The organism is Boudabousia tangfeifanii (assembly GCF_001856685.1).
Classification (GTDB): Bacteria; Actinomycetota; Actinomycetes; order Actinomycetales; family Actinomycetaceae; genus Boudabousia; species Boudabousia tangfeifanii.
In genome coordinates, this window is sequence record NZ_CP017812.1 from 1,935,119 (window position 1) to 1,960,996 (window position 25,878).

Sequence of the window (25,878 nt, forward strand, 5' to 3'; positions counted from 1 at the left end):
AATCTGGATAGACTGATTGCACACACTTTAAAGTTTGTGTGTTTTTTGCAATTTTTTACCCGTCATTGGGTCCTAAGCCCTATTCTAGCGCGCTTCAGGTCAGTTTTCGTCCCTTATTTGCGATACTTCATAAAGTGCGATCCCTGTGGCTACTGCCGCATTCAAAGATTCGACACTGTCGCTAATTGGGATAGACGCAACTTGGTCGCAGTGTTCGCGTACGAGGCGGGACAAACCGGCCCCTTCAGCGCCAGTTACTAGCACCATCGGTTCGGTTGCTAGCCCCAGCCCGCGGATGGAGGTGTCTCCCCCACCGTCAAGGCCGACAACGAAGCAGCCGGCGTCCTTGCAGTCTTGGAGGGCGCGAGCCATATTGGGCACTTGGGCAACTGGCACACGGGCGGCGGCACCAGCCGAAACCTTCCACACGGTGGCGTTAACGCCGGCTGCACGACGGGTACCAATAATGACCCCGTCGGCTCCGAAGGCACCAGCGCTTCGCAGGACTGCACCGAGGTTGTGCGGGTCGGTCACTGAGTCGAGGGCGACGAATAGTGGGGCGCGACCGGCATCAGCAGCTTTATCTAGCAGATCGCCTAGTTCGGCGTATTCGTAGGCGGGCACTTCAACTCCGACGCCCTGGTGGACGGCACCTTCAGTGGCGCGGTCTAGGTCGGTCTTGGAAACTTCCACAATCGGGGCACCTAGCGCGGTGGCGGTACGAACGACTAGTTCCACGCGATCGTCTGAGAGGCCACCAGCAAGGAACACTCGCTTAATGGGCACACCGGCGCGGACGGCCTCGGCAACAGGGTTACGACCAACGATTAGTTCGGCGTCAGGGCCAACCTTGACTGGGTTGCGCTTGGCTGCTGCCGCGGACTGTTGAGCACGGGCGGTTTCGACGCGTTCACGCGCAACCTTGCGTTTGTGGGCGGGATGCCATTTGCGATCTTCAGCTTTCGGGGTGGGGCCCTTGCCTGCTAGAGCTTTGCGACCGTGACCACCGGTACCTTTGTGTGCACCTTTTTTGGAGCCTTCTTTGCGGACAGCGCCGGGACGACGAGAATTTCCTGCCATGATTATGCCTCTTTTGTTTGAAACGTTTCTGTTCGTATTATACGGTCTGGCCGACTTTTCTAACCGAGGGCGGACGTGAGACTTGGCACCGCTGACCCTTGCCGCGGGCGTCCTCGGCCTGCAAACTACCTGCCGCGGTGAAGGCGATGGCAAAAGTGAAGCCAAGGCAGGGGGGCATTGGGCGTTTTCATGCGCTCACAGGAAATTCACAGCTTTTTGACAGGTTGGGGCAACTTCCGTGTGGTTGAATCTGTTTTATGGTTGAAAACTTTGCTCCGGTCCCACATATTTTGGTGGTTGATGATGAACCGATGTTGGCAAACTTGTTGTCGTCGGCTTTGAAGTATGAGGGCTGGGAGGTTTCGACTGCCGGTACTGGCAATAAGGCCATCAAGTTGGCTCATGATTTAAAGCCTGACGTGATTTTATTGGATATCGGTTTGCCAGACATGGACGGTTTCACGGTTTTGTCTCGGGTGCGAGCGTCGAATCCGACTGTGCCGGTGCTGTTTTTGACGGCCCGTGATGCTTTGGAGGATCGGGTTAAGGGCTTGAATGCGGGCGGCGATGACTATGTCACCAAACCTTTTGATTTGGAAGAGGTAGTAGCTCGCATCCAGGTGTTGTTGCGGCGCGGTGGCGCCCTCGTCCCACAAAAAACTAACCTGCTGGAAGTGGGCGATCTGGTGTTGAATCTGGATTCGCGGGAGGTTTCTCGAGCGGGCGAGGCGATCACTTTGACTGCCACAGAGTTTGATTTATTGCAGTATTTGGCGCTCAATGCGGGGCGCGTCATTTCGAAGAGCCAGATTTTGGACCATGTCTGGAATTATGGTTTTGATGGCAAGGCGAACATTGTGGAACTGTATGTTTCGTACTTGCGTCGCAAGATTGATAAGGGGCGCACTCCCATGTTGCAGACGGTTCGCGGGGTGGGCTACATGTTGAAGCCGGCCGAGGGCGAGGGCGCATGAGCCGCTTTTTGGGTCGCTCGCGCAAAGCGGCCGGCGGTGTTTTAGACCCAGCAGCAACCGGCGACAACGTGGACCGAGGGCGTACTTGGGGGCTAACGGGTCGCCCGTGGACTTTGCGTCGCAAACTGGTTTGGGCACAAACGGCCCTAGTGGTTTTACTGGTGTCACTATTGGCTTTCACGGCGACTTTGTTGTTGCAGCGTTCGATGGTGGCTCAGGTCGATACGCAGTTGCGGACGGCGCAGTCGCGAGCGGCAGCCTACGAGCCACAGCTACGTTTTGTCCCTCAGGCACAGTCGAATCCGTCTTCCCCCTCCAAACCGTTACCGCCTAGCGAACTGGAGGATAGTCGGCCTGGCAGTAAACAGTTCGACCCGAAACGGTCGGGCAAGCATGACGATTTGGCTGGTCGGGTGCCTGATGGTTTAGGCGCTCCTGGTCAGCGCACGGGCACTTTGTTGGTTTCGGTGCAGTCGGGTGTGGTGAAGGCTGGGGTAATTACCGAGCAGGGTACTTTCCGCCAGTTGGATGCGGCCCAGACTAATGCGCTGACAGCCTTGTCGGTTTCGCGCGAGCCACAGACGGTTCACATTCCTCGCCTGGGCCCGTACCGAGTGTTAGTTTCTGCGGTTTCAATGCCGGCCGACACCAGTAAAAATCAGACAGTGTCTACTGGTCGTTTTGTTACGGGTCTTTCTTTGGAACCGACTTTTGAATTGCGACGCCAGTTTTGGTATTTCGAGTTGGCTCTTGTGCTGTTGGGTGCTTTGCTGGCGGTGTTGGCGAGTCGTTTTTTGGTTTCGCGGACTTTGCGTCCTTTAGATGAGGTGGCGCAGGTGGCACAGGCAGCAGCCCAGGTTCCCATGTCTGAGGGCAAGGTGGAGATTGGCGTGCGCGCCCCGGTTTCCGATCCGCGAACTGAAGTGGGTCAGGTCGGGGAGTCTCTAAATACTTTGATTGGCCATGTGGAAACTTCTTTGGCTGCGCGTTCTGCTTCGGAGCAGCGTTTGCGGGAGTTCGTTGCGGATGCGTCTCATGAGCTGCGCACTCCGCTAGCTTCCATTAGTGGTTACACCCAGTTGGCACGTCGTTACGAGGCTGAGTTACCGGCTGAGGTGGCCGGTCATTTGGAGCGGGTGGCGGCACAGTCTGCGCGGATGACGCGTTTGGTGGAGCAGCTTTTGTTGTTGGCTCGCCTGGATGCGGGTCGCGAGTTGTCGTTGGCCGAGGTCGATTTGGCGGGTTTGGCGATGGACGCGGTAGCGGACGCGCAGGCAGCGGGCCCTGACCATGAGTGGTCCTTTGATTTGGAGCTGCCTGAGGGTGGCGAAAACGATGAGGAACTGGCTTTGCCACTGGTTTTGGGGGATGCGGATAAGCTTTCGCAGGTGTTGATGAACTTGTTGGGTAACGCTCGGGCACACACCCCGGCGGGTACCGAAGTGAAGGTGCTGGTGCGTCCTCGGCCTGGGGCGTGGCAGGTGCTGGTGAGCGATAACGGTCCGGGGATTGACCCGAGCGAACTAGACCAGATTTTTGAGCGTTTTGCGCGTTCGGATGATGATGCGAAGCGCGTTGAGGGGCATTCTGGTTTGGGTTTGTCGATCAGCCGGGCGATTGCCCGGGCTCATCAGGGTGACTTGACAGTGGAATCAGAACCCGGCTACACTGTTTTTACCTTAACTTTATTTTCCTTAATTTAGCTTTGCTTACTGTTTAGGCAAAGCAGGAAGGGGAGTTGCCGTGTGTGCTAAGAATTCTTGCTGGCGTTTAGTTGCTTTGGCGGCGTTTACTCTGGTCTGGTTTTTTGCCCAGTTCTTTGGGTTTAATGCTCAGTGGGCGCCTGCTTGGTGGCTTGCTTCAGTTTGGTTGGGGCTCATTTTGGCTGTGCTTAATCTGGCGTTTTACGCGGTCGAGGTTTATAAACGTCACCAAGCTAAAAAACTCACGCCGGGTCAAGTGGGATACGTTTTCCTCTACGTGTTAATCGACCTGGCCATAGTTGCCTTTTTCTTGGCATTTTTGTTCGTTGACACGTTAATGAAGTTGCCCCCAGTAACCGGCTGAACCGCTAACAGTCTATTTGTTGGCGGGGTGTCTGTTAACGGGGTGCCTGCTAGTAGCTGGAGGTGTCTGTTAACGGGGTACCTGCTAGTAACTGGAGGTGTCGAGGGCGCTGGCACCTTTCCCGGCTAGCCCTGCTGCGTTGAGGTGGTCGATCCGGTCCATCCAGTAGATGCGGGTTTCGTCGCCATCGAGTTGGAACAGGCTGGTGGAAGTATTGTCGAGGTAAACCCAGTTTCCAACCTGGCGTTCCACCCATTTTTCTCCGGTTTCGCCTTGGGTTTTGGCTTCTTCGATGATCTTTTGGACTCGCCCAGGGTTCATCAGGGCATTAATCAAGTAGGTGCCGATGTCTCCGTGCGCGACGAGGTAGACGGTTTCGTCCTCGGGCATGGCACGTAGCCAGGCGGCGAGTTCTAAGGCGCGTTCGTACCCTTCGGTGCTGTCTTCGAGGTGACCATCCCACCAGCCGTCCTCGGTACATTCAGCTGGTAACTGTACGAGTTCGGTGATGGCTTGCAACTCGCTGCGGGGAGTGCCATAAAACGGGAGTGGGTTGCTCATGGTGCCGGCAAAGGGACCACGGCGTTCGAAGGTGCGCAAGTGTGCTTCGATCGGTAGGTTGAGCGCCTTAGCAGTTGGCAGTGCCGTTTCGATGGTGCGACGCATCAAAGAGGAAACCAGCCGAGTTGGTGGTGGCACCTCCCCCGCACTGCCGCCCGCCTGCAACCAGTTGGCTAAGGCTTGGGATTGTTGCTGGCCGAGGGAGGAAATCGCCGGGTCGGGCACCCGTTCATCAGCGCGGCCGGCGGCCATCAAAGCATTATTCTGGGATTCAGCATGACGGATCAAAAGCAACTTCATGCCTCTACCCTACCGGCTTGCACCCAGCGATGGTGAAGCATCAAGCTATTGGCGAGACTCCCCCGAGCTTTCACTTTCATCCCCTTTGCATTCATAGGAAAAACACAGACTTCTCCCAGTCGCCGCCCAGTTTAAGCAGGTCTAATGATTCTCAAGTTGAAACCATCAGGTTTCTCCCAAGTGAAATGAGAAAGTCAGTGAAAGACGAAAACGAAGAACTAGAAACTGAAATATTGCCGGCTCAAGAGGCGGCCGAAGAAAACACCGAGGCCGGCGCAGCCGAGGCTGCTGGGACCAACCCGGCAGACGCAGCCGAGACCACTGGCACCAACCCAGCAGACGCGACCGAGACCGCTGAGACCAGCATCCAACCTAAGGTTAGTGCGGCCGATAAACCCGCTGATTCCCCTACAGCCGCACAAAAAGTCAATAACTGGTTCCAGCATATTTGGGCCAAGAAAGGTGCGAAAGCTGGCGTTGGAGTAGTTGCTGCTTTAGCTCTGTTTGGTGCTGGCATGGGCGTTGGTGGTGCCCTCGGTCATCATGGTGGCCCAGAAGGTCCCAGGCATCATCATGCTCAAGGGGGTCCAGAAAAACCTGGCGAGGGAGAACGTGCGGAGCGCGGTAACGGACCGAAACATTTCAATGAACGCGAAAACAACAATCGAATGGAAAAAGAAGACGAGGGAAAACCTTGTCATCCCCACCGCTCGGATGACGATCAACCTCAAGAAAACGATGGCTCAGTAAATCGGAAAAAGAATAAACCGCAATCCAAGAAAACTGAAATCCAGAACAACAAACCAGTTGAAAAGCAGTCCTCCACCCCAGAAACTAGCCCAGAAAACACCCCTGGCGCAAAATAAAATCTCCTGAGAGTCGTGGCCTAGAAAACGCTTCTAGGACACGACTTTTTTTCGGAAAAAAGAAACCGTTTTAACCTCATAGGTTTTTCACAGGAACTTCCCAAGGCAGGCTCAGCTTCTTTGTCTTTAATAGCAACATGATGAGTTTCGCCCAGCTAAATGCTTCATTCCGCCAGTACCTGCCACTGGTCGGTCGCGGTGCGTTGATCGCATTAGCTCGCACCCTCATTTTCGCCCTAACAACCTTGGCCCTATCGGGCATTTTCTCCTGGTGGGGTGCGAACCTGGTCGCTTTAGCTGTGGCGGCCATCTTCCACGGTATCAGCGCCAACCACCTAAAAGTTTTTGGGGTTGGCCCAATGGAATTCAACGGGAAAATCGCCCTCGGTCTATTTTTACTTGCTCTACCGGTAGTTGTGTTTACCGGGCAAGTTTCAGGGCTGGCGGGTCACCTAGCCGCAGCGTTTACTGCTTTCAATCAGCGTCAACAAAACCAGGCACTTTTAGCCGCCTGAGTTTACCGCCGGCACCGGAACTTACCCTAAACCAAAAATGCGGCCTAGGCGGGCAGAAGAAACCAAGCTAAGCCCAGCACAGCATCTAACCTTGACGGGCTAGGTGGGGCTTAGAGGTGCCAGCTGGCTCCGTCTTTGCCGTCCTCGACCACAACACCGGCCTCGGCCAGACGGTCACGCAAAGCATCTGCGCGGGCCCAATCCTTATCGGCTCGTGCCTGAGCGCGTTCTGTGAGCACCGCGGAAACTAGCACGTCCAAGGCGGACATGGCATCGCCACCGCCGGTACTGCCAGCGCCCGCAACCTCGGTCGAACCCGAATCGCAACGCTGCCAAACTGGCGAAAGCGGATCCAAGCCCAAAATGTCCAGCATGGCACGCACCTGCAAACCGCAAGCCTCAAGCGCCACCAGATCCTGGTCCTTTTGTGCTTGGCGAGCTTCCTTCATGGTGGCGTGGACGGCTGCGAGTGCTCGCGAAAGGTTCAGATCATCATTCAAACCGGCCACAAAACCGGCTGGTAGTTCCACCTGCGCCAAAGCATCAGAATCGGCCTCGGCAACCTGCGGGCAGGCTTCGACGGTACGAGCCACGAAGGACGAGAACTTGTCCCACAAGCCCTGTGCCTTTTCCAAAGTTTCATCCGACCACTCAATGGTGGAACGGTAATGGACCGTACCCAAAGCGACGCGCAAAGCGGCGGCCTGGCCACGAGCGAGGAAGTCGTGCACGAGCATGCCGTTGCCCATCGACTTCGACATTTTCTCGCCCTTGGTGGTGACCCAAGCGTTGTGCATCCAGATCTTCACGAAGTCCCAACCGGCAGCATGCGATTGTGCCTGTTCGTTTTCGTGGTGTGGGAAACGCAAGTCAATGCCACCGCCGTGAATATCAAAAGCCTCACCAAGGTAGCGGCGGCTCATGGCGGAGCATTCTAGGTGCCAGCCCGGGCGGCCACGACCCCAAGGAGAAGTCCAGGCAGCATCCTGCGGTTCAGTTTCCTTCCACGCCTTCCACAAGGCAAAGTCACGCAGGTCGCGCTTGCCGGCCTCGGTGGCGGCATCAATCTGGGACTCGTCCTCGGTAGTGCCCAAATCATCCAAATTCTGGTGAGTGAGCGAACCATAGTCCGGCAGTGAACGCACATCAAAGTACACGTTGCCATTACCATCCGGGTAGGCGTGACCGCGTTCAATCAGACGCTCGATCAATTCAATCTGGTCAATAATGTGGGCGGTAGCGCGCGGCTCAAAAGTTGCGGGCACCAAACCGAGTTGACGCCAGGCCGCCTCAAAGTCACGTTCCCACTGGGCGGCAAAAGCCCACCATGGCACCCCGGCCTCGGCAGAGCGACGCAAAATCTTGTCATCAATGTCGGTAATGTTGCGCACCAAGCGAGTCTCTAGCCCACAGCGGCGAGCCCAACGCACCAAAACGTCGAAAGCCACGGCTGCACGCACATGCCCAATATGGGCTGGACCAGAAACCGTGGGACCACACAAGTACAACGCCAATTTTCCGGGGGTAACAGGCTCTACCCGTTCCACAGTTTTCGAGGCCGTATTGTACAAATGCAAGTCAAAAGTCATGCCCATAGTTTAACCCAAAGGCACCTAGCGTCCCACTTGGGTAGGACAAAGCGTTAGGGGTGGCACAAAAGCTGAAAATAAAAGCGGTGGCCGCCAGCTAGCATGCTAACTGACGGCCACCAAAAGTAAGCCCGAAACTAGACTTTCGACTAGTTGTTCTTAGATGGGATAGTCAACTTTGGTTTGCCCTTCGCCCAATCGAGGTCGAAAGTAACATAACCGTTGACTTCGCTCTTGCGCGGTTCGGTCTTGTCCGAGAAGAACATCTTCTCGTCCCAAGCGGCGTTCAAGCGCACATTCACCCGGTTGTAGCCTTCTAGTTCAGCAGTTGGCTTCTCCAACAAAGTCCAGTGCACCTTGCCCACCGGGGAACCCCAAATGGCGGCGTTACAAGCCTTGTTTTCAGCCTTATCAACCTTCAAGCACTTGTCGGTAACGTACTTGTTAATGGCGTTGGTAACCACCTTGGCCAGTTCTGGCTTGTAGGTGGCCTTGATGTTGATCTGCGCCACCAGCGGCACCTGGTTGTTGATCGCATCAGCCGAGTTCATTTCCCGTGGCTCAACCACGAAAGTATCGCGATCATTATTGAGCTTGTAGTCAATGTAGGGGCTCTTGGATTCGACCGAAACCTTGTAGTTACCGGGAAGCAGGACGAGGGCGGCCTGTTCTGGCTTATTCGCCTGGACTAGGTCAACTTCTACCCCATTGATCTTGTAGACCGGCTTGGGCAGACCTGCGTCCTCGTCAGTTTCACTTCGACCATCCTTCAACGGGGTGGCCGAAACTGCCTGCAACAAGGAACCCTTAATCAGTTTCCAGTTATTGAAGATCAAGGCACGACTGCCATCCTTCGCGGCAATGAAGGAAACCGGCATGCTCTTTTCCCCAGAGAACAAGGTGGCATCAATCCGGGTAGTACCATCCTCCAACTTGCTGGCCTCACCCACGCTGAAGCGGCTAGGGCGGCCCTTAACCTTGGCGTACTCGGCATCAGTTAGTAACGGAGAAGCAATGGCACCTTCTGGGGCCGGCAAAACGCTCATGGCGTCCTCGGCACGACCGTCCACAATGTCCTGCAAGTAGCGTTCTACTTCTGCCTTCGGGGTGTAAACGTTCTTTGCTACATACGAGTAGGCACCCACGCCAACCACGATCAGCAAGACGAACATGGCAGCACCGATCAACCCAAGAGTCAGCTTCTTCTTGGTTGCCGGGTCCATTGGCTTTGCCGGGGTGGCAGTCGGAGCAGTCTGGTACGCGCCAGCACCTTGCGGGTTGCCAGGAGTTTGGTAAACCGGGGTTGCGGGGCGGTAAGCAGTCTGGTTCGCCTGGTAGGCGCTAGCTCCCTGGTTACCGGCCGAGGGCGGTGCCATGTAGCTGGCGGCACCTGCGGGCGCTGCCGGTGGGGCCGGAGCGTAAACCGCCGGGGCGGGAGGAACGCTAGCAGGCTGGGCTGGAAGCGGTTTCGGTGCTGGAGGCATAGTCGACTCGGCCTCGACTGGAGGCAAAACTACGGTCTCATTGGCGCTACCGCCAGTAAAGCCATCGGTCTCACCTTCAGTTTCTGGCTTGTCGTCATCATTTGCCTCGGCAAGCCCATTCGCGACCTCGTCGCTATCATTGCCTGCCCCTGCTTCCACGTCAGCTGGGGCCTCGTTGTTTGCAGACTCGTCAGCGGAGTGGTCGATTGTGGACTCATCACCGGGCTCGTCGGCTGGCGCCTCGTCATTTGCAGAAACATCTTCAGCGTTTTTGTCGTCCGCAGGCTCGCCGGCATCTTGGTTCGCCTCATCACCGGACTCACCTTCAGGCATGCTCTCAGCTTCAACCTCAGCGTCAGCGTCAGTGGCAGTTTCTGGCTGCTTATCAGCCTCAACAACAACCGGCTGACCCTCGGAGTTATCGGCGGGCAAGACTTCTTCTTGACCATCGGATGGAACCGAATTTTCGTCCTCGGTCAAGTTCGCTGCAGTTTCACCGGTGCCGGTCAAATCGTCCTCGGAAGTTTCCGGGGCTGGGTTTGGCACCGGCACTGGGGCTGGCTCGGGTGGCTGCGGTACCTGCGACTGCTGGTTAGCGGCAGGTGGAGCTGGCACCGGCTCGTTTGGCTGTGGGGCCGCATTTTGTGCGAGGGCGTTTTCAGCTGCCCCAGCGGCATTGGCGACGGCGCCGGCGACGCTTGCTCCCGCGGCAGCCACAGTGGTTCCCACATTGGCAGCCATTGCGGCTGGGTTGGCCGGCATAGTAGGTGCGCTTACCATCGGCTCGTTCAAAGTCCAAGCCAAGGTTGGGGAGAATGCCCAAGTCGAAATCTTCTGGGCAAAAGCTGGAGGCAAGATGCTCGCCAAAGGAGTGGCGTAGCGTCCCAGCAGCATAACCACAGCGCCCATGATGGCCATCGTCAAGAAGGTGAAGCCAGAGGGGCCAACCGACCCACTGAGGTTCAACAAATCCACGTCGGCTACCGAACCAACCATCTTGGCTAGCCCAGCCAAGCCATTACCCAGGTTGAACTTGATTCGGAAAGAAACCACGAAGGTTAGGAACAAACCGGCAAGGGCGTAAACCGTGGGCAAAGTCCACCAGTCATCGGTGCCGGAAACGTTGGCGGGAACCTGTACTCGGGCCCAAACGATCGCGGCAACAAGCACGCCAATCACCAACACGAGGAACGCGATCAGGACCATCCACCAGTAAGGCAAAGTGAAGAGGTTCTGGCTGCCAAAGTAGGCGTTCCCTTCCACGGGCAACGGGATCTTAGGCGGAATGTAAACCCCCACCAGCTGGCCCATCGCCAACAAACCAGCCAAAAGACCGAGGTCGAGGCCAGGCATCAAAACTAAAGAAAGGTTCTGCCAATTAGCGTAAATGAGGCCGGCCATCGAAGCAATGAAACCGAAAACGAAAACAACCGAGACGTGGCTAGTTACAGTCACCCAGGCGGCACGCCATGAAGGGAAAAGCCGGCAGAACTTTTGAGACCACAATGGGAAGTGGCGGCTGATCGCGCTCGAACGACCCAACATGGTGAAGAAAGCGGCTAGGCAGAAAGCAGAAATGAACAGCCAAACCGAAAACATGGAAAGGGTGATGCCCGATCCAGCGCCCGGGAGCATGCCCCCAAAATATCGGCCGAAGTTCAAGTCAGAATCAACCGTCTGCGTGTAGTGCCAGATGGCCGACCAAATGCTCTGCAACAAAGCAAAGACAAGACCGGTAGCACCCAAACCGAGGAGCCATTCCTTTTTGGACTGGGAAGGGACCGCCCGTTCAAAGCGTCGCCCCAGAAGCCAAGTCAAGACGGCAACCGTGACAGTACCGAGCAGGAAGAACAAGGTTACGCTTAAGCTCATGCCGCTAAGCACTGCTGCCGCCCCCATGTCACTCATGGACTTGGCCGAAAGCTGCGGTGAAACGGTCATGGAACCGCCAGCTGCCGCAGTCGACAAGGCAGCCATCGAGTAGAAGATCGTCTTCACTGCGGTGCCGAAAGTCAAACCGTCTGCCCCGTTAACTAGGGTCAAAACAACCAACGGCAAAACTACCGCAAGGAAGCTGACAGCTTGTAGGCCACCCCAAGCAATCAGACCTAGCAACAAAGATTTTTCATAGTACGGGCCTAGTTTGCCGCGTACCTGCTGTACGTCGTTTGCCACCATTCCCGCGCTCTGATTCATCGCGGCCTGCACCTGTGGCATCACAGTGGTTTGATTACCGTTTACCGGTGGAATTTGGGTGGTGGGCTGTTGCCCGTTTGGTGGTGGGACCGGCGCCTGGCCGGCCATATTTGGTTCGCCCCCAACATTTTGGGGCGTTATTTCTTCATTATTATTATCAGCCATCGGTTATTGCTCCAGATAGTGGCTTTCAGACTACTCTTTCAACAATAGTCAGATTACTTTTCCAAACCAATAACATTTGATAACAAAATGATTACTTTTGTGTATTTGGCAACTAGTTTCTTTAGATTTTCTTGCTGACCGAGGTCGTTCAGTAAACTAGGGCATTCGCCAAGGCAGCTAGGCCTTCTCCTCGGCCAGTAAAGCCAAGGCCGTCTGTGGTGGTGGCCGAAAGTGAAACTGGGGCGCCAATGATTTCTTCCAGTCGGGCGGTGGCTTCCGCGCGGCGTGGGCCGATCCGAGGGCGCACCCCAATGACCTGGACGGAGACGTTACCGACGGTGTACCCGGCCTCGGCCACTAAACGACAAGTTTCCCGCAATAGTGCTTCGCCACTGGCACCTGCCCATTCTGGCCGGGAGGTGCCAAAGTTACTGCCGAGGTCGCCAAGTTGAGCCGCAGCCAAAAGGGCATCGCAGATGGCGTGCGCGGCCACGTCAGCATCAGAATGACCTTCTAAACCGACCTCGTTTGGCCAGTGCAAACCAGCTAGCCACATGGGGCGATCCGAACCGGCAGGGGCGAAAGCATGAACATCAATGCCCAAGCCGATCCGTGGAATCGGTAATGGCGACATGGTGCTATTATTTTCAGTCATCGTCTTCCTTCGATTGCTTTGGGAACGGGGATTCTTCGGAGAGTTGGAAGCTGACTCCGTCCTCGGTTAGTTCAAAATCTTTAACGATGAAAACTACCCCGTCATCGGGATTCCCTTCAGGGGATTCATCGCCCATGGCTGCTGGCATGGTCACCACAATGTCGCCGCGATCGAAAGCAATAGTCACTCCTCGCGCTTTGAACTGGTAATAGCCGTAGTTAATGGGCTCTTTCACGAGGTCGAAGCGATCGGGTAGGGGACAAATCTTGGGTGGGGTAATCGTATTTTCACATTGGGCAAACTCTTTTTTGAGCTGATCACCAAAGGCTTTCTCAAACTCGTCGGTGGCATAAACGTCTGTGAAGACATATTTTCCACTGTCAGATGCCGCCCCGATCGAGATAGCTTGTTTCTTTGGCTGGGTCAAAACTTTAGTGCCATAATCCAACTGGACTTGATACTTACCTGGCATGAGCAGTAACGGCACGACTTGCTCTATTAACACTTGTTGCCAAGTATTCTTTGGCAACGGGACTACTTTTTCGCCCTCGTCCGATTTCAGGGTGAGAGTCGGCTTTGGCATATTGGGGTAGTACCCAATTTCAGCGACGCCAAAGAGGCCCAGGTTCGCGATACTCCAACCTTTATCAGTAGGGATCAAAGTGATCATGAAGTCTTTGAGATAATCAATCGGCTCAGCAAGTTTACAAGTTACTTTCACTGCGCGAACCTTACTGAAACCCAGCCCCATTTCGCCGGTTAGCGGACTATAGTTCTTGAATTGTTTGGGAAGTAAGTCTGCACACTTAACTTTTTTCATCCGCTCAATTGCCCGAGGATCATTCTCAACTGCGGCAAACATTTCTGGTGCTAACACTGCCAGTTTTTTCAACTCGGCAACGTTGCCCTCTTGCAGATATTTAACAATCTCTTTTGAAGTATTGTAAGCATCTTCAACTGATTGCTCTTTGGCTTTTTTACTCAAAAACTGATTGAGCCGTTGCTTTCTTTTTGCTCGTCTTTCATCTACCTTCTGGCGCTCCTCAACACTCGCCCTTAGCTGGTTCGAAGGGGGATAGCTAGGGGAGGAAGAGGTTGTCTTACGAACTAAAAACACTCCCCCGACGACTAGCGCAAAAATGACTAGGGCAGCCACGACCATCATTGCCGGGGAGGATTGCCCAGACCTAGAGTAAGCACCGATCCGGTCGGTCTCTTCAGCTGCTCGTGTCACGTCAAAGTCGCTAGCATCGTATTCGTTTCCAAAAGCCATGTTAGTTAGTCACCCACCCTATTTTTCAACTATTTTGAGCATTGGCTCAGTTTTCTCTGAGGGATCCAGTTTGACAGTGAGCCACTCCTCGATCTCACGGGTTTTTCCATCGCTGGTGATGGCCAGTTTGATGGGCAAATTCAGGCGGTCTCCTTCCATAAAATCACGGAAGTTATCTAAATCGATCCCCATTCGTTGAGGCAGTCTTTTGTCCAAATTTGGTTTTTTCCAGATAACTTTCAGACTCGAGTTTGCGCGCTGCTCACTAGTTAAGCTTCTAGTGCAAAACATCGGAATCGGAGTGATGTCTTCACAAGGTGCGTAATGTTGTGCAACGACTTCGTCAAGCTGCTGATAAAACTGTTCACTTGGCTTTATATCAGTCAAATCAACTTGCGTAGAAAGTTTTAATTCTTCATCGGGATACTTGGCCTCAATTGGTCCAAATGGTGTCGTAAAAGCGTTGTAGCGTCCACTGAAACTGTATGTTTTTGGAGCAGCTAAATAAACTTTTTCCCCATAAGAATACTTTCCAGTGTCTGCTTTCTTAGGTACTTTCAAGTCAAAAGTTTGGTTGCCAGTTTTGACTTTCATTTGATAGTTACCGCGAAGGTTGGCGTAGTACTTCATATCAAGTTCGATTAACCCAGTAAATCCGATTGGGAGCCAACCGCTTTGATGACGAAGAAGCGTAATGACAAATAAATCGGTATTGCCGGTTTGTTTATTCTCCACTTGGCACTCAGCTTCTGCCATCGGCAACCTTTTAAACCTACTGAGGTCGAACAAAATCTGGTTTCTTTGGAGGTAACTTTTCCCCTCAATTTTGTCGGCGTAATGGCTTTGTACAATTTCTAGCGGCTCTTTACAGACAACATTTTTGAGCACAGTTTTCGCTTCTGGGTCTTTTACTAGCAGGTCATATAGGTTTGGCAGTAGCTGATTCTTTTCCTGAACTTTCTGCCATTCACCGGCTTTTGCCAAGGCAAAAACTTCTTGTGCTGTCTTTAATGCTTGTTCCTCGGTTAGCGACTGTGCTTGTTCGTTAAAAAATTCTGAGTAGGCGGGATCGCTTCTGCGTTCGTCAACTTTTGGTCGACTCAGATCGTACCAGGCGTATCCTAGGATTCCCCCAACAACTACCACTACGGTTACAACCGAAGTCAAAATCCAAAATAGCGGAGAATCGACGAAGTCGTCTTTCATGATCTAGCTTCATCCTCCTAGGCTATTTCGGCTACTTGAAACCTATTTTAGCCCGATTTGTGCCCCTTAAGTCGACTGGCCCTGTTTGGCCTTTGGCTTTTGCTCCGCTACCAGTCCACTTGAGCATCGAGGCTATCTTTGCCGAAAGTAACCCGAGTTAGTTCAACAAATACTGGTGGCCGAGGGTCTTTTTGACGCTGCCCATCTTGCTCGAAGCTAATGTAGTGCGGCACTTTGAAACTTGCTTTTCCACTGGCCAGCATTGAAATACCGGAAACTAGTCGCGAGTCTGCCAGGTCGTAGTGCATAATCGGCTGATCATAATTGGCCTCGTGGTAGAGCCCAGGGCAGGCGCCTTTAGGGTGCTCAACTTCTTGACAAGGGGCAATTTTGCGAGCCAGTAGCTGATTTAAGGCCGTGCTAAGTTCTGGGGTTTCAAGGATTTGTCCGAGTACAACGCGTTGTACGTAGCTTTCTGGTTTGATCACCATTTGCGACTTTTCGGTGGCCAATAGTTGGGTGTCAAAGTGGTGTGCTATCTGGTAGTTTCCCGCGGGCAAATATTGCACAGTTTCAATGGTTTGCGGGTTGCGACGTTTCCGAGGGTCGGCTTCGTCGCTAGCTGGCTTGCCGAGGTCGAGTTTGCGTTCAATCTCGTCCCTGATGGCTTGATGGTCAAAGTTTTTGACTTGGTCTTTAGCTGGCAGGGCAATAGCTTTTTGATTGATTAGAATCTGGCTGCCGACTCCGTAGATTGCTTCGGTCGAAACGTTGACACGAGTGGCGAAGTTGGTCAGCACTGGCCACCAGCCATCAGCGGATTGCACCATGATTATTTTGAATTCGGTTTGTTGCGCGGTGGGGTGCTTAAGCGGGCAGGTGACTGCTAGGTGGCGGGCTTTGGCTACCTGCGGGTAGGCGCTGGCGAAGGGGTCGTCGCCCTCGGTCACTTCATTGGTTGCTGGTTTGCCGGGCCCGTCTGGGGTGCTGAGCAGTTGGCTAAAATGTTCGTCTTGGTTGCCTTGACTCCCCCACTCTTGGCTGATTTTTGCCTCCCCGCACTGGAACTGGTCGGCGTCTGCTGGTTGGGCTAGTTGTTGCCAGATGTCAAAGGCGGCTTGGTTGGGACCGAATTGGGTCTTTAGGGTTTCCCAGTCTTGCTGGCCGAGGGCGGTGAAGATGGCTTGTCCTTTGGCGAGGGCTGCTTCTTTGGTGAGTTCGTCTGCTTGTGGGGTGAACAGGATGGGGCTGACGTTGAGCGGGGTGGGTGAGATCCCGGTTTCTTGTCTTTGTTTCGCAAGACTTTCGGCTGGTTGACTGTTGCCGGGGAACCAGTGGTGCCAAGTGCGTCCCGCTTGGTAGATCCATGATTCGGCAGTGCCGGAAAGCACCAGGTAGGCGATGAGCACAGCAGAGAGGAACACGACCCATTTTTTGTTTAGACGTCGCCACCAGTTGGCTCGTTTGGAGGGGGTTTGGCGGTCAGCCCATTGGAACCCGTCTGGGTTTGGGGTGTGGGTTGTTTTCCGTCTAAACATGTTTTCTAGGATAGCAAAGAGACTTTAAAGACAGTTAACCCGCCAACCATAAAAGCGGTTGGCGGGTTAACTGTTGGGGTGAATCCTAGCTAGTTAGCTGGGCTTCACTTTTTGATTGGGGTGGCTTCTAGCTTCCACACTTCGCGAGCGTAGTCGTTGATGGTGCGGTCGGAAGAGAAGCGGCCGGAGCGGCAGATGTTGATCCAGCACTTGCGGGCCCAGGCTTGACGGTCAGCGTAGTCAGCGGCCATGCGGTCGCGGGTTTCGCGGTAGGACGGGAAGTCAGCGAGGACGAAGTAGACGTCTGCTGGTTCGCCCCAGTTGGTGCCGTCGAGCAGTGAGGACAACAGGTCGTGGAACATGCCGGTGTTGTTGTCGTCGAGGGTGCCGTTGACGAAGGCGTCGAGGGCGCGCTTGAGGCCTGGGACGGTCTCGTAGGCTTCGCGTGGGTTGTAGCTTTCGCGAAGTGCCGGGAGTTCTTCTTCCTTGGCACCGAAGATGTAGGCGTTGTCGTCACCGACGGCGTCGAGAATTTCGACGTTGGCTCCGTCGAGGGTGCCGAGGGTGAGGGCGCCGTTCATCATGAACTTCATGTTCGAGGTGCCGGAGGCTTCCTTACCAGCGGTGGAGATCTGCTCGGAGACGTCGGCGGCTGGGATGATGTGTTCGGCTGGGGAAACGTTGTAGTTTTCGACGAACACAACGGTGATGAACTTGGAGACTACCGGGTCGTTGTCGACTAGGCGGGCGACCTCGTTAATCAACTTAATAATGGCCTTGGCGCGAACGTAACCTGGGGCGGACTTGGCACCGAAGATGAAGGTGCGCTTTGGCCAGTTGCCCTCTGGGTTTTCCTTGATGCGGTAGTACAGGTCGATAATGTAGATGGCGTTCATCAACTGACGCTTGTACTCGTGTAGGCGCTTGATTTGGACGTCGAAGACGGAGGTGGGGTCAACGTCGACGCCTTGGCGGGCCTTGATCCACTTGGCGAAATCTGCCTTGTTGGCGTCCTTGATTTCGGTGACCCAGCCGAGAACCTTCTCATCGTCAGCAAACTTTTCGAGGTCTGCCAGCTTGTCGAGGTCGGAAACCCAGGCGTCCGAACCGGAAAGTTCGGTCAGGAGGGCGGCTAGGCGTGGGTTGCACTGGTTGAGCCAGCGACGTGGGGTGACGCCGTTGGTCTTGTTGTTGAAACGCTCTGGCCAGATTTCGTACCAGTCGTGGAGGGTTTCACGCTTGAGGATTTCGGTGTGCAAGGCGGCAACACCGTTGATCGAGAAGGAAGCGTAGCAGGCGATCCAGGCCATGTGGACGAGGCCGTCGGAGACGGGTGCTAGGTAGTTGATCTTGCCTTCGTCGATGCCGCGTTCGCGGAGGTCTTCACGGAAGCGACGGTCGATTTCGTAAACGATTTCGAGGACGCGTGGGAAGAGCTTTTCGAAGATGGAGACCTGCCAGGTTTCCAAGGCTTCAGCCAACACGGTGTGGTTGGTGTAGGCGAAGGTCTTGGTGACGATTTCCCAGGCGTCTTCCCAGGTCATGCCGTGTTCGTCGAGGAGAATACGCATGAGTTCTGGGATGGCGAGCACTGGGTGGGTGTCGTTGAGCTGGATGCAGTTGTACTTGGCGAAGTCGGTGAGGTCTTCACCGTGCTGCTCAAGGTAGTTGGCGATCATTTCCTGCAACGAGGCGGAAGTGAAGAAGTACTGCTGGCGGACGCGAAGCACCTTACCTTCGAAGGTGGTGTCGTTCGGGTAGAGCACACGGCAGAGGTCCATGACGCGTTCGCGTTCAACGATGGCGTCGGTGAAGCGCTGGGAGTTGAAGGCATCGTAGTCGAATTCTTCGAGTGGTTCACTCTTCCACAAGCGGAGGGTGCCAACGTTGTTGGTGCCGTAGCCGGTGATTGGCATGTCGTAAGGGACGGCACGTACTTCCATGTCGGCGAAGCGCACGCGACGCTGTTCTTCTTCGCGACGGATAACGAAGGGGTAGCCTTCTTCCATCCAAGCGTCTGGGTGTTCGCTCTGGAAGCCATTTTCAAAGGTCTGCTTGAACAGGCCGTAACGGTAGAGGATGCCGTAACCGGTGACTGGGTAATCAAGGGTGGCGCAGGAGTCTAGGAAGCAAGCAGCTAGGCGGCCCAAGCCACCATTACCGAGGGCGGCATCTGGTTCTTCTTCGAGCACGTCGGATAGTTCGAGGCCGTACTGCTTGACAGCAGCTTCTGCTTCTTCCACCAAACCGAGGTTGTTGAGGTTGTTGAGCAGGGCTCGTCCTTCGAGGAATTCGGCGGAGAGGTAGTGCTCTTGACGCCCGGCGGCGTAGGCGGTGCGGGTGGCGTCCCAGTCGTCAGCAATCTTGCTCATGACGGCGGCTGAAAGGCCGGCCCAGAATTCCCGCAAAGTTGAGTCCTTGAGGGTACGGCCAGATTCGCTCTTCACGAAGGGACCGATTAGTTCAGTCAGATTTTCGGCTGCCATTGAAACTCCTGTGGCGTAGTAGAAAATAGTCCACCGTACAGATTAACGGTTTTCAGATTTTTTTGCGCCAATAAGCAACAATTTCTGGCTTAAATGTTTTGTTTTGCACAACTGTTGCTTAACCGAGTGCGAAAACCGGCTGTTAAACCTAATGCCTTTCTAGGTCTTTAGCCCTTTGTCTCGGTTAATGTCCCTGTTCTACGGACCCCGATTATGAGCAAACGCAGACTTTTCACACTACGTACTTGTTTTCATTGTGGGGCCCCTTAGCAATCGAGTACCAGAGCGCGGCCATAATGATAGCACCATTATCGAATATCTTTCAGGCCAAGGGGTAATGAGAAATATTCTGGTTCGAGCCAGCGCTCTTGGTTTTACTGCCAGTGTAAATAGCTCTAGTGCAATCGAAACCGAAGATGGCAAAGGCATGCGTGTTGTCATGCATTTTGAAGGTCTGAGTTCCTTTAAAGAACTCGAATCCGAACTTCGAAAAATTGAGGGCGTTTTTGCGGTCGACACCGTTAATCTGAATCATCTCGAATAGACCAAAGCAAAATAGGGCGGCTCAGGTTCTCACCCGAGCCACCCGATTAAAGAAGAGATTGCTAGTTTTGCGCCACCACAGCTACCGAGCGTGGAGCTAGCACTAGGTGTCCGGTCACTTCCGCGTCGGAAAGCAGTTCTTGCCCGTTGATGCCAGCAAGTTCTTTCGCCTGGTCCGTGTGGTTTAGCAAGAACAAGTAGCTGCCACGACGAACCGCCTCTACCCCTGCTGGAGCGTCGGCCCAAGTGGGTTGCAATCGGGCCTTGGCACACAAGTACTTGCCGAGGGCGGCGCGACCGACTGGATCTAGGTCCACCCCCAGGTAGGTGACAACGCCTTCGCCTAGCTTTCGACTGGTAATGGCGAATTGTCCGGCAAGATCACTGGCCACCCCACTTGGTAGATAGGTGGCGAGGACCTGTACGTCAGCTTCGTCGACTCCTGAAGCTAGTTCGGCTAGTTCTGCCCAAACGGTTCCTCGCAAAGCTGGAGCTGGTTTCCCGAATTGTTCTAGGGCTCTAGCCAGTGGGGAACCGACCTCGACATCCAAATCAACAGTTTCGGTTTCACCGGGGGCGTTGATAACTGAAGTAATGCGATCGACTAGCGGGTGCGGGTCGGCGTAGAGCCGATCGCGCAATAGGGCTTCACTGCCGGTCCAGTGCTCAACCACGCGCACACCAGTCAGGTCGGTGAGCGGGCCCGCAGCCGAGCCTAGGCTGGCCTGCAAATGCTCGTTGACTGTGCCCGAAGGAGAAGCCACCAGAATATGCAATCCGGCCTCGGCCAATTGCTTGAGGTGAGCCGCGTACTGGTCACTAACCGCGAAAAGCTGCGGCAAAACCAGTAGCTGGTAGCCGGACAGATCGTGTGCCACATCGGCGGGAACAAAATCAACCTGATAGCCAGCCTCGAAGAAAGTACGGTGCCAAGCGCGAATGGAATCACCGAAAACATACTGGCGTGGCCCAATAGCCGAAAGGCGAGCCCATTCGCTCTCCCAATCGAGGACAATAGCCACCTTGGTTTCGCAAGTATCTGTCAAAGCGGGAGCCAACTTGGCAAGCATTTCACCCAAGTGGACTGTTTCCTTGAAAATGCGTGAATTTTCGCCGGCGTGCGGCACCATGCCCGAGTGGAAGGTTTCAGCTCCGCCCAAGGATTGACGCCACTGGAACTGGCAGATCCCGTCGGCTCCGTGCGCAATCCGAGAGAGCGACCACAATGGGTGCACCCCTGGGCGTTTGGGCGAGTTCACGAGACGCCACTGCACACCTGCGGGCGCCTGCTCCATCAGGAGGAAACGGCCTCGGCCCAAGCTACGCATCAAGTCGCCTTCAAAAGCCACCTGGGCGGCAGATGCTCTCGATGCCGGCTCTGGGTAGGAATCGTCTGAAATGATGTCGAGGTGCTTGGCCCACTCCCAGTAATCAAGAGCTGGGAACAAGGCCATAAAGTTGGTGGTTAGCGGCAAACGAGGAGTGACCGCCCGGAGTTCTTCGGCCTCGGCCAACATTAACTGGCGCAAACTGAAGTCACAGAAGCGACGCCAATCAAGCATTTGTCCGGGGTTATGGAAAGTGGGCAAGGAGGCGGGCAAACCGACCTGGTCAAAGCTGCGGTAAGCCTGCGACCAGAAATTGGTTCCCCAAGCTTGATTCAAAGCATCAATCTGACCGTATTTGTCTTGCAACCAGCCACGGAATGCAGTCAGGCAGTTATCACAGTAGCAGGCGGAAATGTGGCAGCCATACTCGTTGGAAATGTGCCACATGCGCACTGCCGGGTGGGAAGCGAAACGCTCCGCCATAGCCTTTGCTAGTGCCCGGGCTCGCTCTTTAAACTTGGGCGAATTTGGGCAGTACTGCTGACGAGAACCAAAACCAAGGCGAACGCCATGCTCATTTACGGGCAAAGTTTCTGGGTACTTTTGGGCCATCCAGGCAGGTGGAGAAGCCGTGCCGGTAGCCAAGTCCACTTTGACTCCAGTTTGGTGCAACTTATCAAGGACCTCTTCCAACCAGTCAAAATCGTACTGGCCTTCTTCCGGTTCCAGATTGGTCCACGCGAAGACTGCGGGAGTTACCAGATTGACTTTTGCTTGCGCCATTAAGCGCAGGTCTTCAGCAACCGTTTCAGCATCCCACTGTTCTGGGTTGTAGTCGCCACCGTAGGCCACTTCCCCATCCATTACTTCGCGGAAAAGTACCGCGCTATCACGTTTTGTCGCATCATTGGTCATACCCTCTATTCTCCCAGATCGACGCGGGTTAGTCGACTGCCGAAATCCCACAGTTTTTAACCGCCATCACCTCACAAAAATTTGCCCGCCAGGACACCAAGACGTGAACCCAAACACTAACCTTCATTTTTCGCAATTCCGACCTTGCATAAATACCTCTGGCGGGTTACGGTGGAAGGGTACAAGGGAAATTTGAGGACTAAAGTCTCACCTTCCCGTTAATCTAACTTAAAGGAGCTATTGTGGCTGTTTTGACCATTGGTGACCAGTTCCCCGCATACGAACTACCAGCAGTTGTCCCAGGCAACTTGAAGGATGTCGCAGCTGACAAGCCGGAAGATTTCTTCACCACCGTTTCCAGCGAAGTACCTGCTGGCACTTGGCGCGTGGTCTTCTTCTGGCCAAAGGACTTCACTTTCGTCTGCCCCACCGAAATCTCCGCTTTCGGTGATCTTTACGAAGATTTCAAGGATCGTGACTGTGAAGTTGTTGGCATCTCCACCGATAACGAATACACCCACTACGCTTGGCGTCGTAGCCACGAAAAGTTGCAGAACTTGCCTTTCCCCATGGCTGCTGACCTCACCCGCGAACTCGTTACCGCTCTTGGCGTGCTAAACCGTGAAGGCGTTTGCGACCGCGCCACCTTCATCGTCGACCCAAACAACACCATCCAGTTCGTGTCCGTTGACGCTGGTTCCGTCGGCCGTAACACCGAAGAAGTGCTTCGTCAGCTCGACGCTTTGCAGTCCGATGAACTTTGCGCATGCAACTGGCAGGCCGGCGCCGCCACCATCGACGCTTTGAACGAAATGGCTAAGTGAGCTTAGCTCGCTAAAACTGTGAACCACTTTCACCTCTAGGTTGGCCGAGGGCGGCTTCCGTCCTCGGCCAACCCATGAACACAGAAACTTTTTAGGAGAAATCATTATGAGCATCGACAACTTGCGTTCTTCCTTGCCTGACTGGGCCAAGGATCTTTCTTTGAACCTATCCACCCTAACCCGTTCCTCTTCGTTGACCGAACAGCAGCAGTGGGGCGCTTTCTTGGCTGCCGCCGCCGCTTGTGGCAACGAATCTGTCCTAGTGCAGATTTCCGAGGACGCTTCGGCTCACCTATCCGACGCTGCTAAGTCGGCCGCTTTAGGTGCTGCTGCCATCATGAGCATGAACAATGTGGCTTACCGTACCCGTCACTTCTTGGGCAGCTCTTACGACAACGAGCGCATGGGCTTGCGCATGAACATCATCGGTAACTCCGGTGGTGTCGACAAGGTTGACTTCGAACTGTGGTCCTTGGTGGTTTCGGCCATCAACGGTTGCGAAAAGTGCGTTACTGCCCACGAAGCTACCGTGCGCGGCGAAGGCCTCAGCCAGGAACAGATTTGGGAAGGCGTTCGCATTGCCGCTACCGTCGCTGGTGTGGCTAACGCTATCTCCACCGTGGAGAACCTAGGCTGAATCTAGCTTTACTTAGTTTGGGCTCGGAAAACTTGTTTTTCCGGGCCCAAACTTTTGTCGTTTTCGTTTAGCCGCTTCATCTTGTGGGCAAATGAGAGTAGGGTTATTACGTGTCGAATAAAGCTTTAAAGAATAATTCTGCTGTCCTACCCGGCGTCCTGGTTGGACTGGTGGTGGCACTAGTTTCCATCGCCTTAAACTGGCTAGTTCCACTGGTCTCTCCCCTACTGTTTGCCATGATCATTGGCCTGCTTTTAGCGAATGTGGGTCGTCGTGGTGGGGGCTTGCCCGCAGCCTGGCAACCTGGCGCCAAACTGTGCATGAAAACAATTTTGCGTGCCGGCGTGGTCCTTTTGGGGCTCCGACTATCAATCCCCGCAGTAATTTCGCTAGGGTGGGGCGTTATCGGGGTGATCGTGCTGACCGTCTCTGCCGTTTTTGTCCTGACTATTTTCTTGGGCAAATGGATGCGGATCGGCCCGACCACCACTCTTTTGACTGCTACTGGTACCGCGATTTGTGGAGCGGCCGCAGTGGCTGGGATGAGCGCAGTTTTTACTGATGACGACACGGAAGATGTGGACGATGCGGCGGCCACAGCGATCGCCTCGGTGACTCTTTTTGGCTCCTTGGCGATTGTTCTGATTCCCGCGTTAGCCCGCGCTTTGGGCCTTGACACGCTAGCCTCTGGGGTGTTGGTGGGTGCTTCGATTCACGAGGTCGGTCAGGTAGTTGCCGCTGGCGGTCTGATGGGACCAGACGTGCTTGATGTGGCGGTGGTGACCAAGTTGGGGCGTGTGGCCATGTTGGCTCCGTTGGTGGCGATTGTCGGGGTTTTGCACGCCAACAAAATGAAGTGGAAGCAGGCTAAGACTGCCGCCGAGATTAAACGTCCGCCAATTGTGCCGCTTTTCGTGGTGGGCTTTTTGATTATGGTCGTGATTCGTTCCCTCTTTGGCACCTATCTGCCCGGCTGGTTTTTGTCGGGAGCTAACCAGGTTTCGGTGTTCCTTTTAACCATGGGCATGTTTGCCATGGGTGCTGGGGTTAACCTGCGAGTGGTGGCCACTACCGGCCTAAAAGCCTTGGCTTTGGGTGCCTTTGCTGGCATCGTGGCCACGGTAGTAACCCTCGGCGGCATCTTTTTAATGATTTGACCGAGGGCGAGTGCCGGTACCTAGTTAGCGGCTGATTTTTTCGACGCTACCGTCGAGGGCGAAGAGCGCACTTTCTTCCACTTCCAGTTGGATTCGGGCTTTTTCTGGCCAGGGAGATTGCATCCGCCCTTGGAAACTAAGGTTTTGCCAGCCGCTGCGAGTGATCGGCAAACAATCCTCATAGTCGTATCCGACAATTGGTTCTTTCGTTTTTGGATCCAATAGCCGGTACCTGATTGACGGGTGGGCGCCCTCGGAAAGCAAGCGAACTTGATTACCCGTGAACGCAAGGGGCAGGGTCAGCACTTCAAAGGGTCGGGATTCGTCTGCTGCCACTAGTGCGGCCATCCGTTTTAAATCGATCTGGGCGCGCGCGAAAGAGGTTTCGCGGAATTGAGAGTGCTGCCCATTGCTGCCGAAATAGTAGACGTAGTCGCGTTCTCCCACCCGAATCGGCGGTGCGGCGAAGATACAACCGGCATCGAAGGCGGCTGCAGGGTATTTCCCAGGGCCATGCTTAATCCAGTCCTGGGAGGTAATCACCGTCAGATAGTCGGGGTTGGAGCCGAAAGCAAAGCATAGGTCGACTAAGTCGTAGTTTTCGGATTCACGGTTCCCCTCATGGTAAATGGAGGCCAGCCCGAAGTAGAGGCCCCCGTATGGGAAAACGGGCATGGAATAGACTTGTGAGGCGGGGCTGATGCCACAGGCGACTACATGCTTATCTTCCCAATGAAGGAAATCCTTGGATGTTAGGCGAATAATCGCCCGCATGCCGTTAATAACGTCGCGAGTAAATAGGAAGTATTTTCCGCTCTGCTCGTCTCTCATTGGGAAATTATGGGTATTCCCCTCCCATTTGAAATCTGGGCAGGGCACAAGGTCAGAGAAATGGATGCCGTCACCACTGAAAGCTACGGAAACCTGCGATTCATCTTCTCCACTTTCATAGCGACAAATCAGTTTGTACTTACGATTCGGATCAGGATCTGTCGGGTCGTATAGCACACCAGAGCCGTGGGCACCTAGCAACAAAATATTGTTATGTTTCGAACCTTCAAATTCACAGATCCCCAAGTTGGGGCGGTCCCACACGATTCCATCCGCCGACTCGGCGTAGCACAATGCGACTTGGCGGCCAGCTTTATAGTAGTTATCCGCTTCGCGGCCAGCTAGAGGGGTTGATTCCGAGGCCGCATCTTTAACGAAAGCCGTGTAGTAGAGGCGGTAAAGCTTTTCTTGCTCGTCATAAACCACATTGGGATAACCATTATCAATTCGTGGTTGCCACGTTTTCGGTGGGTCCGCAAAGTAGTCCTCACCGAACAAAGGAGAATGCACAAAATCCTTACGTAGGGGGAAGACTTTCAACCACAAATTCGATACTTCTTGGAAATCTAGCCATGAAGTATCAAGGAACAGTAAGTGGTTACTAGCCACAACCATCACCCTCCTCTCCATTGAAATGGGGCGGCTGTAAACCTTCATTACAAGTTTACCAAAAGTCAGTAAAATTGGC

At 54.3% G+C, this 25,878-nt stretch carries 21 protein-coding genes; 9 read left to right on the forward strand and 12 right to left on the reverse strand.

Annotated elements, in window-relative coordinates:
- Positions 1-99: 99 nt before the first annotated feature.
- Both rlmB and BK816_RS09330 read right to left on the reverse strand, forming a co-directional pair.
- Positions 100-1,080, reverse strand: a complete 981-nt coding sequence (rlmB, locus tag BK816_RS07930) for a 23S rRNA (guanosine(2251)-2'-O)-methyltransferase RlmB (protein ID WP_071164687.1) — start codon at positions 1,078-1,080, stop codon at positions 100-102.
- A gap of 37 nt (positions 1,081-1,117) precedes the next feature.
- Positions 1,118-1,258, reverse strand: coding sequence for a hypothetical protein (locus BK816_RS09330; protein WP_156982015.1), 141 nt, complete (start codon positions 1,256-1,258; stop codon positions 1,118-1,120).
- Positions 1,259-1,337: 79 nt separating this feature from the next.
- Here BK816_RS09330 and BK816_RS07935 point away from each other — a divergent pair, with 79 nt between their 5' ends.
- From BK816_RS07935 to BK816_RS07945, 3 genes are read left to right on the forward strand one after another with little or no spacing between them, the layout of a single operon-like run.
- A complete protein-coding gene (locus tag BK816_RS07935; RefSeq protein ID WP_071164688.1) occupies positions 1,338-2,054 on the forward strand; it encodes a response regulator transcription factor in 717 nt (238 codons plus the stop codon).
- Entirely contained in the window at positions 2,051-3,757 is a 1,707-nt protein-coding gene (locus BK816_RS07940) for a sensor histidine kinase (protein ID WP_083379176.1), read from the forward strand. Before BK816_RS07935 ends, BK816_RS07940 begins: the two co-directional genes overlap by 4 nt.
- A 40-nt stretch (positions 3,758-3,797) precedes the next feature.
- Positions 3,798-4,121 carry an ATP synthase subunit I gene (locus BK816_RS07945; RefSeq protein ID WP_071164689.1) on the forward strand — a complete coding sequence of 108 codons (324 nt, stop codon included), beginning with the start codon at positions 3,798-3,800 and terminating at the stop codon, positions 4,119-4,121.
- Between the two features lie 84 nt (positions 4,122-4,205).
- On the opposite strand, the gene BK816_RS07950 is transcribed toward BK816_RS07945, so the two are convergent.
- Entirely contained in the window at positions 4,206-4,982 is a 777-nt protein-coding gene (locus tag BK816_RS07950) for a histidine phosphatase family protein (RefSeq protein ID WP_071164690.1), read from the reverse strand.
- 185 nt (positions 4,983-5,167) lie between these two features.
- Here BK816_RS07950 and BK816_RS07955 point away from each other — a divergent pair, with 185 nt between their 5' ends.
- The gene (locus BK816_RS07955) at positions 5,168-5,848 is read left to right on the forward strand and encodes a hypothetical protein (RefSeq protein ID WP_156982016.1); all 681 of its coding nucleotides are present in this window, start codon (positions 5,168-5,170) and stop codon (positions 5,846-5,848) included.
- A gap of 137 nt (positions 5,849-5,985) precedes the next feature.
- A complete protein-coding gene (locus BK816_RS07960; protein ID WP_156982017.1) occupies positions 5,986-6,363 on the forward strand; it encodes a hypothetical protein in 378 nt (125 codons plus the stop codon).
- 110 nt (positions 6,364-6,473) lie between these two features.
- On the opposite strand, the gene cysS is transcribed toward BK816_RS07960, so the two are convergent.
- From cysS to BK816_RS07995, 7 genes are all read right to left on the reverse strand, one after another.
- Positions 6,474-7,952 (reverse strand): cysteine--tRNA ligase, encoded by a 1,479-nt coding sequence (gene cysS / locus BK816_RS07965; RefSeq protein WP_071165011.1) that lies wholly within the window; start codon positions 7,950-7,952, stop codon positions 6,474-6,476.
- A gap of 149 nt (positions 7,953-8,101) precedes the next feature.
- Positions 8,102-11,797, reverse strand: coding sequence for an ICP22 family protein (locus tag BK816_RS07970; RefSeq protein WP_071164693.1), 3,696 nt, complete (start codon positions 11,795-11,797; stop codon positions 8,102-8,104).
- 148 nt (positions 11,798-11,945) lie between these two features.
- Positions 11,946-12,452: a 2-C-methyl-D-erythritol 2,4-cyclodiphosphate synthase gene (ispF, locus tag BK816_RS07975; protein WP_418214806.1), complete on the reverse strand. Its 507-nt coding sequence runs from the start codon at positions 12,450-12,452 to the stop codon at positions 11,946-11,948.
- Positions 12,445-13,725, reverse strand: coding sequence for a hypothetical protein (locus BK816_RS07980; protein ID WP_071164694.1), 1,281 nt, complete (start codon positions 13,723-13,725; stop codon positions 12,445-12,447). Before BK816_RS07980 ends, ispF begins: the two co-directional genes overlap by 8 nt.
- Before the next feature lie 18 nt (positions 13,726-13,743).
- Positions 13,744-14,931 (reverse strand): hypothetical protein, encoded by a 1,188-nt coding sequence (locus BK816_RS07985; protein ID WP_071164695.1) that lies wholly within the window; start codon positions 14,929-14,931, stop codon positions 13,744-13,746.
- Between the two features lie 107 nt (positions 14,932-15,038).
- On the reverse strand, positions 15,039-16,469 hold the full coding sequence (locus BK816_RS07990; RefSeq protein WP_071164696.1) for a hypothetical protein: 1,431 nt from the start codon (positions 16,467-16,469) through the stop codon (positions 15,039-15,041).
- Positions 16,470-16,573: 104 nt separating this feature from the next.
- Entirely contained in the window at positions 16,574-18,955 is a 2,382-nt protein-coding gene (locus tag BK816_RS07995; protein ID WP_071164697.1) for a glycogen/starch/alpha-glucan phosphorylase, read from the reverse strand.
- A 337-nt stretch (positions 18,956-19,292) separates the two neighbouring features.
- On the opposite strand from BK816_RS07995, the gene BK816_RS08000 reads away from it, so the two are divergent.
- Positions 19,293-19,499: a hypothetical protein gene (locus BK816_RS08000; protein WP_071164698.1), complete on the forward strand. Its 207-nt coding sequence runs from the start codon at positions 19,293-19,295 to the stop codon at positions 19,497-19,499.
- A 61-nt stretch (positions 19,500-19,560) separates the two neighbouring features.
- On the opposite strand, the gene BK816_RS08005 is transcribed toward BK816_RS08000, so the two are convergent.
- Positions 19,561-21,741 (reverse strand): beta-galactosidase, encoded by a 2,181-nt coding sequence (locus BK816_RS08005; RefSeq protein WP_236842323.1) that lies wholly within the window; start codon positions 21,739-21,741, stop codon positions 19,561-19,563.
- A 242-nt stretch (positions 21,742-21,983) separates the two neighbouring features.
- Between BK816_RS08005 and BK816_RS08010 the strand changes: the two genes are divergently transcribed.
- From BK816_RS08010 to BK816_RS08020, 3 genes are all read left to right on the forward strand, one after another.
- Positions 21,984-22,565 (forward strand): peroxiredoxin, encoded by a 582-nt coding sequence (locus tag BK816_RS08010; protein ID WP_071164699.1) that lies wholly within the window; start codon positions 21,984-21,986, stop codon positions 22,563-22,565.
- 106 nt (positions 22,566-22,671) lie between these two features.
- Positions 22,672-23,202 (forward strand): alkylhydroperoxidase, AhpD family, encoded by a 531-nt coding sequence (gene ahpD, locus BK816_RS08015; protein ID WP_071164700.1) that lies wholly within the window; start codon positions 22,672-22,674, stop codon positions 23,200-23,202.
- Positions 23,203-23,312: 110 nt separating this feature from the next.
- On the forward strand, positions 23,313-24,359 hold the full coding sequence (locus tag BK816_RS08020; protein WP_071164701.1) for a YeiH family protein: 1,047 nt from the start codon (positions 23,313-23,315) through the stop codon (positions 24,357-24,359).
- Positions 24,360-24,383: 24 nt separating this feature from the next.
- Here BK816_RS08020 and BK816_RS08025 read toward each other — a convergent pair whose 3' ends face one another.
- Positions 24,384-25,799: a glycoside hydrolase family protein gene (locus BK816_RS08025; protein ID WP_156982018.1), complete on the reverse strand. Its 1,416-nt coding sequence runs from the start codon at positions 25,797-25,799 to the stop codon at positions 24,384-24,386.
- Between the last annotated feature and the right edge of the window lie 79 nt (positions 25,800-25,878).